Here is a 15,025-nt window from a genome sequence, read left to right as displayed (position 1 = left end):
AGGCCGCCGCAGGCTAATGCTGCGGCGCGCGGGGGGCAAGGCGCGCTTTACATTGCCCGGGCGGCGGGGGAAGAAGCGCCGCCCGCGGCGCGCCGGGCGCAACGGCGGTTTTCCCGATGTTCGAAGTGTCTCTCGACCTTGCCCTGATGCTGATCGGCGCGGCCTTTGCCGCCGGTTTCGTCGATTCGATCGCCGGCGGTGGCGGGCTCATCACCCTGCCCGTGCTTCTGCTTGCGGGGGCGACGCCGCTGCAGGCGCTGTCGACGAACAAGGTGCAGGGGGTGTTCGGTGCGGCGACGGCGGCGCTCGCCTATGCGCGGGCCGGGCATGTGCGGCTGTCGCATCAGCTGCGGCCGGCGGTGCTGGCCTTCCTTGCCGGGCTTGCGGGGGCGGGGCTCATCTCGGTGATCCCGACCGGCGGGCTGCGGATCGCGCTGCCGGTGGTGCTGATCGCCATCGCCGGTTTTTTCGCGCTGAAGAAGGGGCTGGATGACACCGACCGGGCCGAGCGCATCCGACCGGCCACCTTCACCGCCCTCGTGGTGCCGCTGATCGGATTTTATGACGGGCTGATCGGACCCGGCGCCGGCGCCTTCTACATGATCGGTTTCGTCACGCTCGCGGGCTATGGCGTGCTGAAGGCCACCGCGCATACGAAGTTGCTGAACTTCGCCTCGAACCTCGGCGGGCTGATCGCCTTTGCCGCGGCGGGGGCGCCGTGGTGGGCGATGGGGCTGGCCATGGGGCTCGCGCAGGCGGCCGGCGCCCGGCTGGGCGCGCGGCTGGCGATGCGGGTGGGGGCGAAGGTGATCAAGCCGTTGCTGGTGACCACCTCGACCCTGCTCGCGCTGCGGCTGATCTGGCAGATGCTTTAAGGTTCAGGCGAAGCCCGGGGCCAGACGCATGCCGCCGGTGACGAGGCCGCGCCAGTTCTTCTGCACGCTCGGGATCAGTTCCTCGACCACCGGATGCGCGGGATCGAGCGCGCCGAGTTTCACCAGAAGCGCGGTGATCGCCGCTTCCGAGGCGCGGGTGCCGCCGTCGACGATCTTCAGCGCGATGCCGCGTTTCTGCGCGGGCAGGATCGCGATATAGACCGCCTCGGCCCCGGTCTTCACCGCGACGGTGCCGCCCATGGCGCGCATCAACCGGGTGCAGGCGCGTTCCTCACCCGCCACCATCTCGGGGAAGGCGGCCATGGCGCGGGCCAGCCGGGCGGCGGCGGCCTCGCGGATCGAGCCCTCGGGGTTCGCCGCGGCGAAGAACTGCATCGCGCGGGCGAGCCCCGTCACCGTGCAGGCGAAGTTCGGCGCCGAACAGCCGTCGATGCCGTAGCCCGGCGAGGTTTCCTGCGTCACCTCCTCGAAGGCGGCCTTCACCGCGCGCTGCACCGGGTGGTCGATCTCGACATATTCGCTGCCGCCCTTCAGGTGGCGGTTCAGCGTGAGAAAGCCCGCGTGCTTGCCCGAGCAGTTGTTGTGCAGCTGGCAGGGCGTCTCGTGGGTGCAGGTCAGGCGGGTGTTCTCGGCCTTGTCCCAGGGCATGTGCACGCCGCAGCGCAGATCGCCCTCGGCCATGCCCAGATCGGAGAGCCAGTGTGCCACCGCATCGCGGTGCAGCGCCGCACCCGAATGGCTGGCGCAGGACAGGGCAAGCTGGCGCTCGCTCAGCCCCGCCGCATCGGCCGCGCCGCTTTCCAGAAGCGGCAGCGCCTGCAGCATCTTGCACGACGAGCGCGGGAAGATCACCGCCTCGGGGTCGCCCCAGGCCGCCTCGATCCCGCCCGGGCCGAAGACCACCGCATGGCCCGCATGGACCGATTCGAGCATCCCGCCCCGCCACAGTTCGATCATCGGCACTGCCGTCATTGGCTTTTCCTCTTCACGCATGCGCGAAATGCGGCCCGGGGGGCTTTCGTCCCCGGGCACTTTCTTGTTATCTGGGGGATATCGAGTTGAATCCGCAACCGCCATTGTCAAGAAGGGCCAAAGGCCCGCGCGGGCGGTCTAGAGGCATCAGGCAGCTGGAGGCTGTAACAATGAAGACTTTCATCCTGCGGGGCGCTGCGATTCTGGCTGCTTCGCTTCTCGTTCCCGGGATTGCCGGCGCGCAGCAGACCTCGAACCGCGTCGCCGCCAAGACCGACTGGAGCGTCTTCGTCGAAGAAAAGCCCAAGGAATGCTGGGGCGTCACCTCGCCCAAGGAATCGGTGAACACCAAGGACGGCAAGCCCACCGAGGTGCGGCGCGGCGACATCCTGCTGTTCGTCACCTTCCGTCCGGGCAAGGGCGGCGAGGTTTCGTTCATGGGCGGCTATCCCTTCGCCCCGGGCTCGACCGCCGACATGGTGGTGAACAACGGCGCCAAGTTCCAGCTGTTCACCGATGGCGAGGGCGCCTGGGCGGGCTCGGCCGATCAGGACGCGAAGATCATCGCGGCGCTGAAGGGCGGTGCCGACGTGACGATCACCGCGCATTCGGCGCGCGGCACGCAGACCAGCGACAAGTTCTCGCTGATGGGCTTCACCGCCGCGATGGACGAGGCGGCCAAGCGCTGCAAGTAAGCAAGGCGCCCCGTTGCGCGACGCAGGCCCCGGCAGTGCCGGGGCTTTTGCATTTGCACTACCGTTTCGGGCGCGAATCCCCTATATGAAGCGCTTCATTGCCGGGACATTGCCATGACCACGCCCTCCGCACCGATCACTCAAGACGTGCTGACCATTCCGCGCAAGCTGCCCGAAGGCGGCAAGGTGAACCTTGTGGGGCTCACCCGAGACCAGCTGCGCGACGCGCTGATCGAGGCCGGCACGCCCGAGAAGCAGGCGAAGATGCGCGTCGGCCAGATCTGGCAGTGGATCTATCACTGGGGCGTGCGCGACTTCGCGCAGATGACCAACCTGGCCAAGGACTATCGCGCGCTGCTTGACGAGAAGTTCGAGATCGGCCTGCCCGAGGTGGTGACCCGGCAGGTCTCGCTCGATGGCACCCGCAAGTATCTGCTGCGCATCGCCGGCGGGCACGAGGTGGAGATGGTCTACATCCCCGAGGAGAGCCGCGGCACGCTGTGCATCAGCTCGCAGGTGGGCTGCACGCTGACCTGCACCTTCTGCCACACCGGCACGCAGAAGCTGGTACGCAACCTGACGGCGGGCGAGATCGTCGGCCAGGTTCTGGTGGCGCGCGACGACCTCGGCGAATGGCCCGTGCCGGGCGAACCGAAGAACGACGTGCGGCTGGTGTCGAATGTCGTGCTGATGGGCATGGGCGAGCCGCTTTACAACTTCGACAACGTGCGCGACGCGATGTCGGTGGTGATGGACGGCGAGGGGATCTCGCTCAGCCGGCGGCGGATCACGCTCTCGACCTCGGGCGTGGTGCCCGAGATCGCCCGCGCCGCCGAGGAAATCGGCTGCCTGCTGGCGGTCAGCTTCCACGCCACCACCGACGAGGTGCGCGACAAGCTGGTGCCGATCAACAAGCGCTGGAACATCGAGACGCTGCTGAACACGCTGCGCGAATACCCGCGGCTGTCGAACAGCGAGCGGATCACCTTCGAATACGTGATGCTGAAGGACGTGAACGACACCGATGACGACGCGCGCCGGCTGGTCAAGCTGATCCGCGGCATCCCGGCGAAGATCAACCTGATCCCGTTCAACGAATGGCCCGGCGCGCCCTATCAGCGCAGTGACTGGGAACGGATCGAGGCCTTCGCCGACATCATCTACAAGGCGGGCTATGCCAGCCCGATCCGCACCCCGCGCGGCGAGGATATCATGGCCGCCTGCGGTCAGCTGAAATCGGCGACCGAGCGGGCGCGCAAGTCGAAGGCGCAGATCGCCGCCGAGGCGGGGCTGTAAGCCCCGCGCCCGGCCGCGTGAGGCGGCCGGGATCGCGATCGTTTCAGGACGTTCTCAGCGACCCTGCCACAGGCACCAGTCGGCGCCGTAGAAGTGGATGCGGTGATCGGGTTCGCCCGGCCGCTTCACCGCCTTGCACTCACTCGCCAGCATGCCGCCCGGGTGCGTGCTCAGCCAGCCCTCGGCCTGTTCCGGTTCCAGCACGTCGACGGGCTTTGTCAGCCGCCCCTCGAAGCCGAATTCGGCATTGTAGCGGTCGGTGACCACGGCCATGCCCTGGTCCTGATGCGCGGCAAGGATCTGCGCGATCGGGGTGGTGTCATAGGCCGGCGCCAGCCCGGTGGTGCCGATCAACCCCAGCAGCGCCAGCACGAAGCCAAGGCCCAGCGTGGCAAGACCCGCGACGCGCGGCAGCACCAGCGCGGCGAGCGCAAGGATCAGGCACAAGACCGCAAAGCCCGCGACCGGGGCGAGCGGTTGCAGCATCGCGACCGTCGTCGCATCGCCCTTGCCAAGTGCGACGGCCAGCGCCGCCCCGCCCGCAAGCAGCACCAGAATGGCCGCCGGCAGCGCGCCGGACCCGCGCACCTCGCCCCGCCCGCCCGCGATCAGCGCGCGGGCGAAGATCAGCGCCACGGCCGGAAGCTCCGGGATCAGGTAATGCACCTGCTTGCCCGAGACGAGCGAGAACAGCACGAGCCCCGCCCCGGCCTGGATCAGGCACAGCCGCAGCGCGCGGTCCGACAGCGACAGCCGCCGCAGCCCGCGCCACAGCGAGGGCGTCCAGACCCAGGGGAAGAGCAGCAGCGGCGTCAGCGCCAGCAGCCAGTACCACGGCCGGGCATGGGCAAAGGATTGCACGGTGCGGCCCGCGGTCTGTTCCCACAGGATCATGTGCCGGTATTCCGGCCCACCCAAAATCGCCGCCGGCACCACCCAGAGCCCGATGATCGCCAGCGCGATGACAAGCGCGAGCGCCGCGCCGCGCGCGATCTCGCCACCGCCCGGCCGGCGGATGGAATTCGCCCAGAGCGGCACCGTCAGCAGCGCCGGTCCGAGGTGCAGCAAGATCACCGGCCCCTTCGCCAGCACCCCGAAGGCCAGCGCCAGGCCAAACCCCGCCCAGGCCCGCCGGTTCACCCCCGGCGCCGCGGTCGCGCTGACCAGCGCGAGCAGGCCGCCGACCGTCGCCGCGGCGAGCATCGTGTCGAACATCACCGCGCCGCCATAGATCGCGAAGAAGCTCGTTCCGGCCAGAACCGCGGCGGCGATCGCGCCCGTCGTCTCGTCCCACAGCCGCGCGCCAAGCCGCCAGCTGCCCCAGACCGCCGCGAGCCCGAAGGCCGGCCCGACCAGCCGCGCGCCGATGTCGCTGACATGGCCGGTGAGGAACCACACCAGGTTCATCAGCCAGAACAGCATCGGCGGCTTGTCGGTGTAGATCTCGAAGTTCTTGTGCGGCACCAGGAAATCGCCGGTCACCCGCATCTCCCAGGCGACGTCGATATAGCGCGTCTCGTCGATCGGGATCAGCGGGCGCAGCACCACGCCCGCCACGGCGACAGCGGCAAAGGCCGCCAGCATCGAAAGCGCCAGGGCGCGGGCGCGGGTCGTGTCCATCGGATCACTCACACTCGTAGTCCCAGCCGTCGATGATCTCGAGCGCCTCGCCCGCGGTCTCGACGAAGGAGATCAGTTCAAGGTCCGCGGCCGCGATCGTGCCCGACTCGGCCAGCAGCTCCCAGTTCACCACCTTCTTCCAGAACTCGGTGCCGAAGAGAATGAAGGGCACCCGCCGCATCCGCCGGGTCTGGATCAGGGTCAGCGCCTCGAACATCTCGTCGAGCGTGCCGAAGCCGCCCGGGAAGACGCAGATCGCCCGCGCGCGCATCAGGAAATGCATCTTGCGGATGGCGAAATAGTGGAAATTGAAGCTGAGGTCGGGCGTCACCCAGGCGTTCGGCGCCTGCTCGTGCGGCAGCATGATGTTGAGCCCGATCGACTGGCCGCCGGCCTCGTGCGCGCCGAGGTTGCCCGCCTCCATCACGCCCGGCCCGCCGCCGGTGCACACGACCAGCTGCCGGCCATAGGTCTCGAGCGAACGCTCGGTCACCGCGCGGGCAAAGCGGCGCGCCTCCTCGTAGAAATGCGACAGCTCGGCCAGGGCCGGGGTCTTGGCCGTCTCCTTCTTCTCGGGCGCGGGGATGCGGGCGCCGCCGAACATCACCACCGTGCTTTCGATGCCGCGCTCGTCGAGCACCATCTGCGGCTTCAGCAGTTCGAGCTGCAGCCGCACCGGGCGCAGCTCGGGGCGCATCATGAACTCTTCGTCGATGAAGGCGAGCCGGTAGGCGGGAGAGCGGCTTTGCGGCGTGTCCGGGATGCGGTGCGAGGCCTTCGCATCCTCGATCGAATCACGGAAGGTGTGGCTGCGGTGCTCTTCTGTCATGGCGGTCCTGCTCGTTGCGCCTGCGGCTGCTACCAACTATAGGGAGAGGCAAGCAGAAGCCACCTGAAACCGCAAGATCCGGAGGACGCCCATGTCCAACTTCCCGCTCGAAGCCGCCATCGAAGTCGCCTGGGAAACCCGCGACACCATCACCCCCGCCACCAAGGGCGCGGTGCGTGACGCGATCGAGGAGACGCTCGCCGCGCTCGACACCGGCAAGCTGCGCGTCGCCGAAAAGCTGGCCGACGGCAGCTGGCACGTGAACCAGTGGGCGAAGAAGGCGGTGCTGCTCGGCTTCCGGCTGAAGGACATGGCGATGCAGTCGGGCGGGCCGCAGGGCTCGAGCTGGTGGGACAAGGTCGACAGCAAGTTCGCCGGCTGGGGCGAGCCGGAATGGACCCAGGCCGGGTTCCGCGCCGTGCCGAACTGCATCGTGCGCCGCTCGGCCTTCATCGGCAAGGGCGTGGTGCTGATGCCGTCCTTCGTCAACCTCGGCGCCTATGTCGACGAGAACACGATGGTCGACACCTGGGCGACGGTCGGTTCCTGCGCGCAGATCGGCAAGAACGTGCACCTGTCGGGCGGCGTCGGCATCGGCGGCGTGCTGGAACCGATGCAGGCCGGCCCGACGATCATCGAGGATAACTGCTTCATCGGCGCCCGGTCCGAGGTGGTCGAGGGCGTGATCGTGCGCGAGGGCTCGGTCCTCGGCATGGGCGTGTTCATCGGCAAGTCGACGAAGATCGTCGACCGCGAGACCGGCGAGATCATGTATGGCGAAGTGCCGCCCTATTCGGTCGTCGTCTCGGGCTCGATGCCGTCGAAGAACGGCGTGAACCTCTATTGCGCGGTGATCGTGAAGCGCGTCGACGCGCAGACCCGGTCGAAGACCGGCATCAACGAGCTGCTGCGCGACTGAGCGCGACCGGGGCGGGCCCGCGGGCCTGCCCCCCTTTTCCGGAGCCCCGCCATGACCGAGACCCCCGAGGACAAGCCCGCCAAGGCGAAACGGCCGCAGCAGGTCTATACCCTGCTGGTCGAGGTCGGCCGGCACGAGAACGACGGCCTGCCGAAGGGCGCGACCGGGGCGGGGCTGTTGATCTATGCCTCGGGCGTCGACGAGGCCGAGGCGGTGCGCGAGACCGTGGCGATCCTGAAGCAGGCCGATCTCGCGCCGCTCGACGTCACCGGCTATGGCACGCTCGCCGAGCGCGAGAAGCTCGGCCACGAGATCGACGAGGAGGAACGCGCGCTGATGGATCGCGCGCTGGCCGAGAACTCGGTGATCGTGGCGCAGATGACCCCCTTCTACGGCGAGGACCGCGGCGATCTCGGCTGAGCGATCGCCCGCCGAGGCGGATTGCGACCGGGCGCCGGCCTGCTACACTGTTTCGCAACAACGAACAGCCGAGCAGAGCCCATGATCCGTGTCGTCAAGATTGCCACCCTGTCCCTCGTCGCCCTTGCCGGGCTTTCGGCCTGCGCCGGCCCGATCGGCCGCGCCGAGCAGCCGAAACGCGCGGAGAGCCCGATGATCGAAGAGATTCCCGCCGTCGACCCGGCCGTGCAGCGCGGCTTCGAGAACTGGCTCGTCACCTTCAAGCCGCGCGCGATGGCCTCGGGGATCAGCGAGGCGACCTGGGCCAACGCGACCCGCGGCATCCGCTACAACCCGAAGGTGATCGAGCGCGACCGCAATCAGGCCGAGTTCACCAAGACGATCTGGCAATATCTCGACAGCGCGGTCTCCGACACCCGGATCGAGAACGGCCGCGCGGCGCTGCGCGAGCATGCGGCGCTGCTGAACCAGATCGAGGCGCGCTATGGCGTCGAGAAGGAGGTCGTCGTCGCGGTCTGGGGCATGGAGTCGAACTTCGGCAACAACCGCGGCAAGGTGCTGATCGTGCCGGCGCTGGCGACGCTCGCCTATGATGGCCGCCGCGGCAACTTCTTCGCGCAGCAGTTCATCGACGCGCTGAAGATCATCCAGGCGGGCGACACCGACGCGCGGCACATGACCGGGTCCTGGGCCGGCGCGATGGGACACACGCAGTTCATCCCCTCGTCCTACCTGTCCTTCGCGGTCGATTTCACCGGTGACGGCAAACGCGACATCTGGTCGGACAACCCGGCCGATGCGCTCGCCTCGACCGCGGCTTACCTCGCCCGTTCGGGCTGGTCGAAGGGGCAGCCCTGGGGCGTCGAGGTGCGCCTGCCGCAGGGGTTCAACTTCAACCTCGCCGGCAAGAAGACGAAGAAGTCGCCCTCTGACTGGGCGGCGCTCGGGGTGCGCACGATGGGTGGTGGCACGGTGCCGAATTACGGCCCGGCCTCGATCCTGCTGCCCGCCGGCGCGGACGGCCCGGCGCTGATGATCTTCGGCAATTTCACCGCGATCTCGCGCTATAACAACGCCGATGCCTATGTGATCGGGGTGGGGCATCTGTCCGACCGGCTGAAGGGGGCGGGGCCCCTTGTCCATCCCTGGCCGCGCGACGCGCGCTCGTTGACCCAGGCCGAGCGCAGCGAGCTGCAGACGCGGCTCACCGCGCTTGGCTATGACACCCAGGGCACCGACGGCATGATCGGCGCGAACAGCATCGCCGCGATCGAGGCCTATCAGCGCGCGAACGGGCTGGCGCCCGATGGCTATGCCTCGCTCTCGCTGCTGGAACGGCTGCGCTGAGCGCGGCCGTCAGGGCAGGGGCGTGACGCCGATCACCGGCGCGTGCAGGTGCCACAGAGCGACCCAGGCGAAAAGCCCCAGGCCGAGCCGGGCAAGCGACGGACCTCGCGCCGGGCGCCAGCGGCCGGTGAGCAGCGCCTGAAACGGCACGGCCGAGGTGCGGGCCGAAAGGCGTGCGAATTCGGCCGCGCCCCAGGCCTTGCGCTTGCGCCCCTCCATCGCCCGCATGCCGGTGACCGAGAAGATCAGGAAGGCGCCGAACAGGATCACATGGGCGAGGTCGCCGTTCACCAGCAGGTGCACGCCCGACCACAGCACCAGCGCCCACAGGAGCGGCTGGCGCACCAGTCCGGCGATGCCGGGGTGATCCGGGTCGAAACCCTCGGTGCGGCCCTCGAAAGCGAAGGGGTTGGGGGCGGCGATGCCGAAGGCGGCCAGAACGATCGCCACCGGCATCACCAGATTGGCGAGCCAGCGCATCCAGTCCTGCTGCATCCACAGCACCACAGCGGGCGCCCGCCCGGCGGCGAAGATCAGCCAGAACAGCAGCGCCGTCGAGATCAGGCTGAAGGCCCAGACCCATCCCCGCCGACCAAGCCGCGCGATCAGCAGGGCCTTCAGCCGTGGATTCGCCGGCACCAGATGCGAGGCGATGAACAGACCCCCTGCCAGAAGAAATTCGCCCCAGCCTGCCATCGTGCCGCCTCCTCTTGGACCGTCCCCAGAAATGATGCAAAGCTGAGGAAACCGCAATCAGCCGAGCTGCCCATGACCACGCCCCTTGCCCGCGCGCTTGCCGCGCTCGATACCGCCAATGCCGCCGATCCGACGCGTGAGGATGGCGAACCCGCGGCGCTGCTCTATGGCCGGCGGATGTCGGCGGAACTTGCCCGGCTTGTCCCCGATGCCTCGGAGCCCTTGCAGATCGCCGCCCGCGGCCAGCATGTCGAGCGCTGGCTCCTGCCGCGCAAGGACTATCCCGAGGGGCGCACGGGCTATCTGGAGTGGCGCCGCGAGCAGGGCCGCCGTCATGCCGAGCGGGTGGGCGCGATCATGCGTGCGGCAGGCTATGACGAGGACGCGATCGCGCAGGCCGGGCGGATGCTGCGCAAGGAGGGGATCAAGCGCGACGCCGAGGTGCAGGCGCTGGAAGACGTGATCTGCTTCGTCTTCCTGCGCCACTACTTCGCGCCCTTCGCGCCGACGCAATCGTCCGAGGCGCTGTTGAAGATCGTCGAGAAGACGGCGCGCAAGATGTCGGCCGAGGGCCGCGCCCGGGCGCTGGCCGAGTTCGACCTGCCCGAGCCCTTCGCCGCCGCCTTCCGCGACTAGGCCTGTTTCGAGAGCTGGACGGCCAGGATGCCGCCGGCGATCACCGCAACGCCCAGCAGGTCGAGCGCGCCAAGCCGCTCGCCCAGCACCGCGGCCGCGATGGCGACGCCGAAGAACGGGTTGAGGAAGTGGAAGGTCGCCGCCTTGACCGCGCCGATCCGGCCCACAAGCTTGAACCAGACCCAGGTCGCCAGCACGCCCGGGATCAGCACGGTATAGGCGAAGGCGCCGAGCAGCCGCGGGCTCATCTGCACCGCGCTCCAGTCCTCGGTCGCCGCCGAGACGATGGACAGCACCGCGGCGCCGACGAACATCTGCAACCCGACGATCATCATCACATTGCCCCCGCCCGAGGCGCCACGCACGGTGAGCGTGGCGACCGAGAGCGCCAGCGCGGCGGCAAAGCACAGCGCCATGCCGACCGGATCGACCCCGCCCGACAGCCGCGCCCCCATGATGATCGCGACGCCGATCACCCCCGCGACCAGCCCCGCAAGGCCGAGCGGCCGCACCCTGTCGCGAAACACCGCCCAGCCGAGGAAGGCCACCATCAGCGGCATGGTCGAGGCGATGATCGAGGCGACCGAGGCCTGCACCCATTGCATCGCGACGAAGTTCAGCCCGAGGTAAAGCGCGTTCTGGCACAGCCCGAAGATCAGCGTCGCGCGCCACTGCGCCCGGGTCAGCCGCGCGCTCTGGCCAAGGGCCAGCGCGATGCCGACCCCGATCACCCCGGAGAACAGGAAGCGCAGCGTCAGCGCGAAAAGCGGCGGCGCCTCGGCCACGATCATCCGCGCCGAGGTGAAGGCCGAGGACCACATCAGGGCGAAGGCCAGCCCCATGCCGATTGCGCGCAGATCCATGCTGTTCTCCTGCCCTGCGGGGGCAAAGAAAAAGGCCGCCCCGATTGCTCGAAGGGCGACCCTGTCCGATCCTGGCGCGCCCCGCAAGGGGCGGCGGATGATCAGCCGTTGACGCTGTCCTTCAGGACCTTCGCAACGGTGACCTTGACCTGCTTGTCGGCCGGCTTGGTGATCGTTTCACCGGTGGCGGGGTTGCGCACCTGGCGCTCCGGACGGGCTTTGCAGGAAACCTTGCCGATCCCCGGCAGGGTGACGGCGCCACCCTCGGCGACTTCCTTGGTCACGACCGCGGCAACGGCGTCGAGCGCGGCCGAAGCGGTCTTCTTGTCCGAGCCCATCGCTTCGGCGACAGCCGCCACGAGCTGGGTCTTGGTCATCGGTTTCGACATGAATCTTCCTCTCATGTGCCCCGTGGTCCGGGGTCATCAGCTTCCGCGTGACGCGGCTTCGTGCGCCCTCTAACACACGGTTTTTCCCAGCATGGCAAGCGATTTCGGCGCCCTTGGGCGGATTTCCACGCGTCAGAGGAAGGCTGTTTCCTCGAAGCTGCGCAACTTCCGGCTGTGGATGCGCTCAAGCGGCATGTCGCGCAACTTCTCCATCGCGCGCACGCCGATGCGCAGGTGATTGGCGACCTGGGTGCGGTAGAATTCGGTCGCCATGCCGGGCAGTTTCAGCTCGCCGTGCAGCGGCTTGTCCGAGACGCACAGGAGCGTGCCATAGGGCACGCGGAAGCGGAATCCGTTCGCCGCGATCGTCGCCGATTCCATGTCGAGCCCGACGGCGCGCGACTGGCTCAGCCGGTGCACCGGGCCGGACTGGTCGCGCAGCTCCCAGTTGCGGTTGGCGATGGTGGCGACGGTGCCGGTGCGCATGATCCGCTTCAGCTCGTAGCCCTCGAGCCGGGTGATCTCGGCCACCGCCTCCTGCAGTGCCACCTGCACCTCGGCGAGCGCCGGGATCGGCACCCAGACCGGCAGGTCGTCATCCAGCACCCCGTCCTCGCGCAGATAGGCATGGGCCAGCACGAAATCGCCCAGCTGCTGCGAATTGCGCAGCCCCGCGCAATGGCCGACCATCAGCCAGGCATGCGGGCGCAGCACCGCGATGTGGTCGGTGGCGGTCTTGGCGTTCGAGGGGCCGACGCCGATGTTCACCAGCGTGATGCCGTTCCCGTCGGCGCGCTTGAGGTGATAGGTCGGCATCTGCGGCATCTTCGCCAGCGGCGGGATCACCCCGTCGGGGCTGGTGATCTCGGCATTGCCGGGGGCGACGAAGCTTGTATAGCCCTCGGCCGGATCGGCAAGCTTCGCCCGCGCCACCTTCTCGAATTCCTCGACGTAGAACTGGTAGTTGGTGAAGAGAACGTGGTTCTGGAAATGCTCGGCCGCGGTCGCGGTGTAATGGCTGAGCCGCGCCAGCGAATAGTCGACGCGCTGCGCGGTGAAGGGCGCAAGATGGCCCGAGCCGTCCGGGTTCCGCCCGGCGGTGCCGTTCACGATGTCGTCGTTCATCGTGGCAAGGTCGGGCACGTCGAAGACGTCGCGCAGCGAGAAGGCGAGCACGCCCTCCTGCGGCACGGTCACGCCGGGCTGCGCGGCGACGGCGAAATGCACCGGGATCGGCGTGGCCGAGGGGCCGATCTGCACCGGCACGCCGTGGTTGCGGATCAGAAGCCCGATCTGCTGCCTCAGATAGTTGCGGAACAGGTCCGGCCGGGTGATCGTCGCGACATAGGTGCCCGGCAGCGGCACATGGCCGAAGCTGAGCCGGCTGTCGGCCTTGAGATGCGAGGAGACGGTCAGTCGCACCTCGGGGTAGAAGGCGCGAAACCGCGCCATCGCGCGGCCGCTTTCCAGCACCTCGTTGAATTTCGTCAGCAGGAACTCCGTCGCCTCGGCGTAAAGCTGTTCCAGCCGCGCCACCGCGGCCTTCGCATCGGTGAACAGCTCGGGCGCGGGGGAATGCGGCGTCAGGATGGTCAGCGGTTCGTTCATTCGAAAAGATCCGTCAGTTCAAAGCGCGTCACGTCGACAAGGCCGAGATCCGAGATCCGGATCTCGGGGATGACGACGAGCGCGAGCAGCGAATGCTGCATGTAGGCGTTGTTCAGGGTACAGCCGCACTCGGCCATCGCGGCGACCATGCGGCTGGCGCGGGCGGCGACCTCGGCGGCCGGGTCGTCCGACATCAGCCCGGCGATCGGCAGCGGCACGGCGGCGATCTCGGCGCCGTCCTTCCACACGGTGATGCCGCCGCCCATCTCGCCCAGCCGGTTCGCTGCGGCGGCCATGCTGTCGCGGTCGGTGCCGACGACGATCATGTGGTGGCTGTCATGCGCGACGGTCGAGCCGATCGCCATCCGGCCGGTGTAGCCGAAGCCCGAGACGAAGCCGTTCACCACGCCGCCGGTGCCGCGGTGCCGCTCGACCAGCGCGATCTGGGCGATGTCCTTCGCCGCGTCGGGCTGGGCGAGGCCGTCGGCCACGGCGAGCTCGGCGGTCAGCGCTTTCGTCGGTGCCTGGTTCTCGACCACGCCGATCACCTTGGCGGTGACGGTATTCGCCCCCTCGGGCGCGGCGATGGCGAAATCGGCCGCCGTCAGGTGCTTGCCCAGATGCACGGTCTGGCGCGCACTTTCGGGCCAGGCGTAATGCGGGCACTCGGCCAGCAGCCGGCCCCCCTCGGCGACGATCCGGCCGCGGGCGATCACCGTCTCGACCGGCAGCGTGACGAGATCCGAGGACAGGATCACGTCCGCCCGCCGCCCGGGCGCGATCGAGCCGAGCTCGCGCTCCAGCCCGAAATGCGTCGCGGTGTTGACCGTGCACATCTGCAGCGCCACCAGGGGCGGGCAGCCGCAGGCAACCGCGTGGCGATAGACGCGGTTCATGTGGCCGTCTTCCACCAGCGTGCCGGAGTGGCAATCGTCGGTGCACAGGATGAAGTTGCGCGGATCAAGGCCCTTCTCGGTGACCGCGGTGATCTGCGTCTTGACGTCATACCACGCAGACCCCAGCCGCATCATCGAGCGCATGCCGTTGCGCACCCGCGCGATGGCGTCATCCTCGCGCGTGCCTTCATGGTCGTCGGCCGGCCCGCCGGCCAGATAGGCGCGGAACGGCGCGCCCTTGTCGGGGCTGGCGTAATGGCCGCCGACGGTCTTGCGTGCGTCCTGCGTCGCCGCGATCTCGGCCAGCATCTTCGGATCGCCGGCGATCACGCCCGGAAAGTTCATCATCTCGCCGAGCCCGATGATGCCAGGCCAGGTCATCGCCTCGGCGACGTCCTCGGCCGAGATCTCGAAGCCGGTGGTCTCGAGCCCCGGCGCCGAGGGGGCGCAGGAGGGCATCTGGGTGAAGATGCTGACGGGCTGCATCAGCGCCTCGTCATGCATCATCCGCACGCCGGCAAGGCCAAGCACATTGGCGATCTCGTGCGGGTCGGTGAACATCGTCGTGGTGCCGTGCGGGATGACGGCGGCGGCGAATTCCGCGGGCGTCAGCATCCCCGATTCGATGTGCATGTGGCCGTCGATCAGCCCGGGCAGCATGAAGCGCCCGTTCGCCTCGATCACCTGGGTGTCGGGGCCGATGGCGCCCGACAGATCCGGTGCGATGGCGGCAAAGCGCCCCTCGGCGATGGCGATGTCATAACCGTCCAGCACCTCGCGCGACTGGACGTTGACCCATTTGCCTTGCCGGATCACGGTGTCGGCAGGCGCCCGGCCCGCAGCGACGGCGATCAGACGCGGCGCGGCCTCGGGCCATGATTTCAAGGTGTTCATCTGTTCCATGTCTCAGGGTGCCACCAGTGCCGGGCCCGTGCAAGTGATG

15 protein-coding genes are annotated in these 15,025 nt (G+C 68.6%); 7 read left to right on the top strand and 8 right to left on the bottom strand.

The window, feature by feature from the left end:
* Positions 1 to 116: 116 nt before the first annotated feature.
* Positions 117 to 875, top strand: coding sequence for a TSUP family transporter (locus DYS74_RS02525; RefSeq protein ID WP_121530604.1), 759 nt, complete (start codon positions 117 to 119; stop codon positions 873 to 875).
* 3 nt (positions 876 to 878) lie between these two features.
* Here the strand turns inward: DYS74_RS02525 and DYS74_RS02520 are convergent, their stop codons facing one another.
* Positions 879 to 1,868, bottom strand: coding sequence for an asparaginase (locus tag DYS74_RS02520; RefSeq protein WP_121530602.1), 990 nt, complete (start codon positions 1,866 to 1,868; stop codon positions 879 to 881).
* Positions 1,869 to 2,038: 170 nt separating this feature from the next.
* On the opposite strand from DYS74_RS02520, the gene DYS74_RS02515 reads away from it, so the two are divergent.
* Both DYS74_RS02515 and rlmN read left to right on the top strand, forming a co-directional pair.
* Entirely contained in the window at positions 2,039 to 2,563 is a 525-nt protein-coding gene (locus DYS74_RS02515; RefSeq protein ID WP_121530600.1) for an invasion associated locus B family protein, read from the top strand.
* Between the two features lie 114 nt (positions 2,564 to 2,677).
* Positions 2,678 to 3,859, top strand: coding sequence for a 23S rRNA (adenine(2503)-C(2))-methyltransferase RlmN (gene rlmN, locus DYS74_RS02510; protein WP_121530599.1), 1,182 nt, complete (start codon positions 2,678 to 2,680; stop codon positions 3,857 to 3,859).
* Between the two features lie 54 nt (positions 3,860 to 3,913).
* Here the strand turns inward: rlmN and DYS74_RS02505 are convergent, their stop codons facing one another.
* Positions 3,914 to 5,479: an ArnT family glycosyltransferase gene (locus tag DYS74_RS02505; protein ID WP_121530597.1), complete on the bottom strand. Its 1,566-nt coding sequence runs from the start codon at positions 5,477 to 5,479 to the stop codon at positions 3,914 to 3,916.
* Positions 5,480 to 5,483: 4 nt separating this feature from the next.
* A complete protein-coding gene (locus DYS74_RS02500; protein ID WP_121530595.1) occupies positions 5,484 to 6,308 on the bottom strand; it encodes an LOG family protein in 825 nt (274 codons plus the stop codon).
* A gap of 91 nt (positions 6,309 to 6,399) precedes the next feature.
* On the opposite strand from DYS74_RS02500, the gene dapD reads away from it, so the two are divergent.
* From dapD to DYS74_RS02485, 3 genes are all read left to right on the top strand, one after another.
* Positions 6,400 to 7,227 (top strand): 2,3,4,5-tetrahydropyridine-2,6-dicarboxylate N-succinyltransferase, encoded by an 828-nt coding sequence (dapD, locus tag DYS74_RS02495; RefSeq protein ID WP_121530593.1) that lies wholly within the window; start codon positions 6,400 to 6,402, stop codon positions 7,225 to 7,227.
* A gap of 51 nt (positions 7,228 to 7,278) precedes the next feature.
* Complete coding sequence (locus tag DYS74_RS02490; protein ID WP_121530591.1) at positions 7,279 to 7,647, top strand: hypothetical protein; 369 nt, start codon at positions 7,279 to 7,281, stop codon at positions 7,645 to 7,647.
* Positions 7,648 to 7,728: 81 nt separating this feature from the next.
* Positions 7,729 to 8,994, top strand: a complete 1,266-nt coding sequence (locus DYS74_RS02485) for a lytic murein transglycosylase (RefSeq protein ID WP_121530589.1) — start codon at positions 7,729 to 7,731, stop codon at positions 8,992 to 8,994.
* A gap of 9 nt (positions 8,995 to 9,003) precedes the next feature.
* Here DYS74_RS02485 and DYS74_RS02480 read toward each other — a convergent pair whose 3' ends face one another.
* Positions 9,004 to 9,690 carry an NnrU family protein gene (locus DYS74_RS02480; protein WP_121530587.1) on the bottom strand — a complete coding sequence of 229 codons (687 nt, stop codon included), beginning with the start codon at positions 9,688 to 9,690 and terminating at the stop codon, positions 9,004 to 9,006.
* A gap of 72 nt (positions 9,691 to 9,762) precedes the next feature.
* Between DYS74_RS02480 and DYS74_RS02475 the strand changes: the two genes are divergently transcribed.
* Positions 9,763 to 10,326, top strand: a complete 564-nt coding sequence (locus tag DYS74_RS02475; protein WP_121530586.1) for a DUF4202 domain-containing protein — start codon at positions 9,763 to 9,765, stop codon at positions 10,324 to 10,326.
* Here the strand turns inward: DYS74_RS02475 and DYS74_RS02470 are convergent.
* The 4 genes from DYS74_RS02470 to ade form a co-directional block, all read right to left on the bottom strand.
* Positions 10,323 to 11,189 (bottom strand): DMT family transporter, encoded by an 867-nt coding sequence (locus DYS74_RS02470; RefSeq protein WP_121530584.1) that lies wholly within the window; start codon positions 11,187 to 11,189, stop codon positions 10,323 to 10,325. The genes DYS74_RS02475 and DYS74_RS02470 overlap by 4 nt on opposite strands.
* 101 nt (positions 11,190 to 11,290) lie before the next feature.
* Positions 11,291 to 11,578: an HU family DNA-binding protein gene (locus DYS74_RS02465; RefSeq protein WP_121530582.1), complete on the bottom strand. Its 288-nt coding sequence runs from the start codon at positions 11,576 to 11,578 to the stop codon at positions 11,291 to 11,293.
* Between the two features lie 132 nt (positions 11,579 to 11,710).
* A complete protein-coding gene (locus tag DYS74_RS02460) occupies positions 11,711 to 13,186 on the bottom strand; it encodes an AMP nucleosidase (RefSeq protein ID WP_121530580.1) in 1,476 nt (491 codons plus the stop codon).
* Positions 13,183 to 14,985 (bottom strand): adenine deaminase, encoded by a 1,803-nt coding sequence (gene ade, locus DYS74_RS02455; protein WP_121530578.1) that lies wholly within the window; start codon positions 14,983 to 14,985, stop codon positions 13,183 to 13,185. Before ade ends, DYS74_RS02460 begins: the two co-directional genes overlap by 4 nt.
* Positions 14,986 to 15,025 lie beyond the last annotated feature (40 nt).

The organism is Paenirhodobacter hankyongi (assembly GCF_003664585.1).
Taxonomy (GTDB): Bacteria; Pseudomonadota; Alphaproteobacteria; order Rhodobacterales; family Rhodobacteraceae; genus Rhodobacter; species Rhodobacter hankyongi.
Note: the sequence above shows the minus strand (reverse complement) of the source record. Positions and strands in the feature narration are given on the sequence as shown.

Bases quoted from the DNA above. Each gene is read 5' to 3' on its own strand.
- DYS74_RS02525 (WP_121530604.1), top strand. From the start codon at position 117: ATGTTCGAAGTGTCTCTCGACCTTGCCCTGATGCTGATCGGCGCGGCC.
- DYS74_RS02520 (WP_121530602.1), bottom strand. From the start codon at position 1,868: ATGACGGCAGTGCCGATGATCGAACTGTGGCGGGGCGGGATGCTCGAA.
- DYS74_RS02515 (WP_121530600.1), top strand. From the start codon at position 2,039: ATGAAGACTTTCATCCTGCGGGGCGCTGCGATTCTGGCTGCTTCGCTT.
- rlmN (WP_121530599.1), top strand. From the start codon at position 2,678: ATGACCACGCCCTCCGCACCGATCACTCAAGACGTGCTGACCATTCCG.
- DYS74_RS02505 (WP_121530597.1), bottom strand. From the start codon at position 5,479: ATGGACACGACCCGCGCCCGCGCCCTGGCGCTTTCGATGCTGGCGGCC.
- DYS74_RS02500 (WP_121530595.1), bottom strand. From the start codon at position 6,308: ATGACAGAAGAGCACCGCAGCCACACCTTCCGTGATTCGATCGAGGAT.
- dapD (WP_121530593.1), top strand. From the start codon at position 6,400: ATGTCCAACTTCCCGCTCGAAGCCGCCATCGAAGTCGCCTGGGAAACC.
- DYS74_RS02490 (WP_121530591.1), top strand. From the start codon at position 7,279: ATGACCGAGACCCCCGAGGACAAGCCCGCCAAGGCGAAACGGCCGCAG.
- DYS74_RS02485 (WP_121530589.1), top strand. From the start codon at position 7,729: ATGATCCGTGTCGTCAAGATTGCCACCCTGTCCCTCGTCGCCCTTGCC.
- DYS74_RS02480 (WP_121530587.1), bottom strand. From the start codon at position 9,690: ATGGCAGGCTGGGGCGAATTTCTTCTGGCAGGGGGTCTGTTCATCGCC.
- DYS74_RS02475 (WP_121530586.1), top strand. From the start codon at position 9,763: ATGACCACGCCCCTTGCCCGCGCGCTTGCCGCGCTCGATACCGCCAAT.
- DYS74_RS02470 (WP_121530584.1), bottom strand. From the start codon at position 11,189: ATGGATCTGCGCGCAATCGGCATGGGGCTGGCCTTCGCCCTGATGTGG.
- DYS74_RS02465 (WP_121530582.1), bottom strand. From the start codon at position 11,578: ATGTCGAAACCGATGACCAAGACCCAGCTCGTGGCGGCTGTCGCCGAA.
- DYS74_RS02460 (WP_121530580.1), bottom strand. From the start codon at position 13,186: ATGAACGAACCGCTGACCATCCTGACGCCGCATTCCCCCGCGCCCGAG.
- ade (WP_121530578.1), bottom strand. From the start codon at position 14,985: ATGGAACAGATGAACACCTTGAAATCATGGCCCGAGGCCGCGCCGCGT.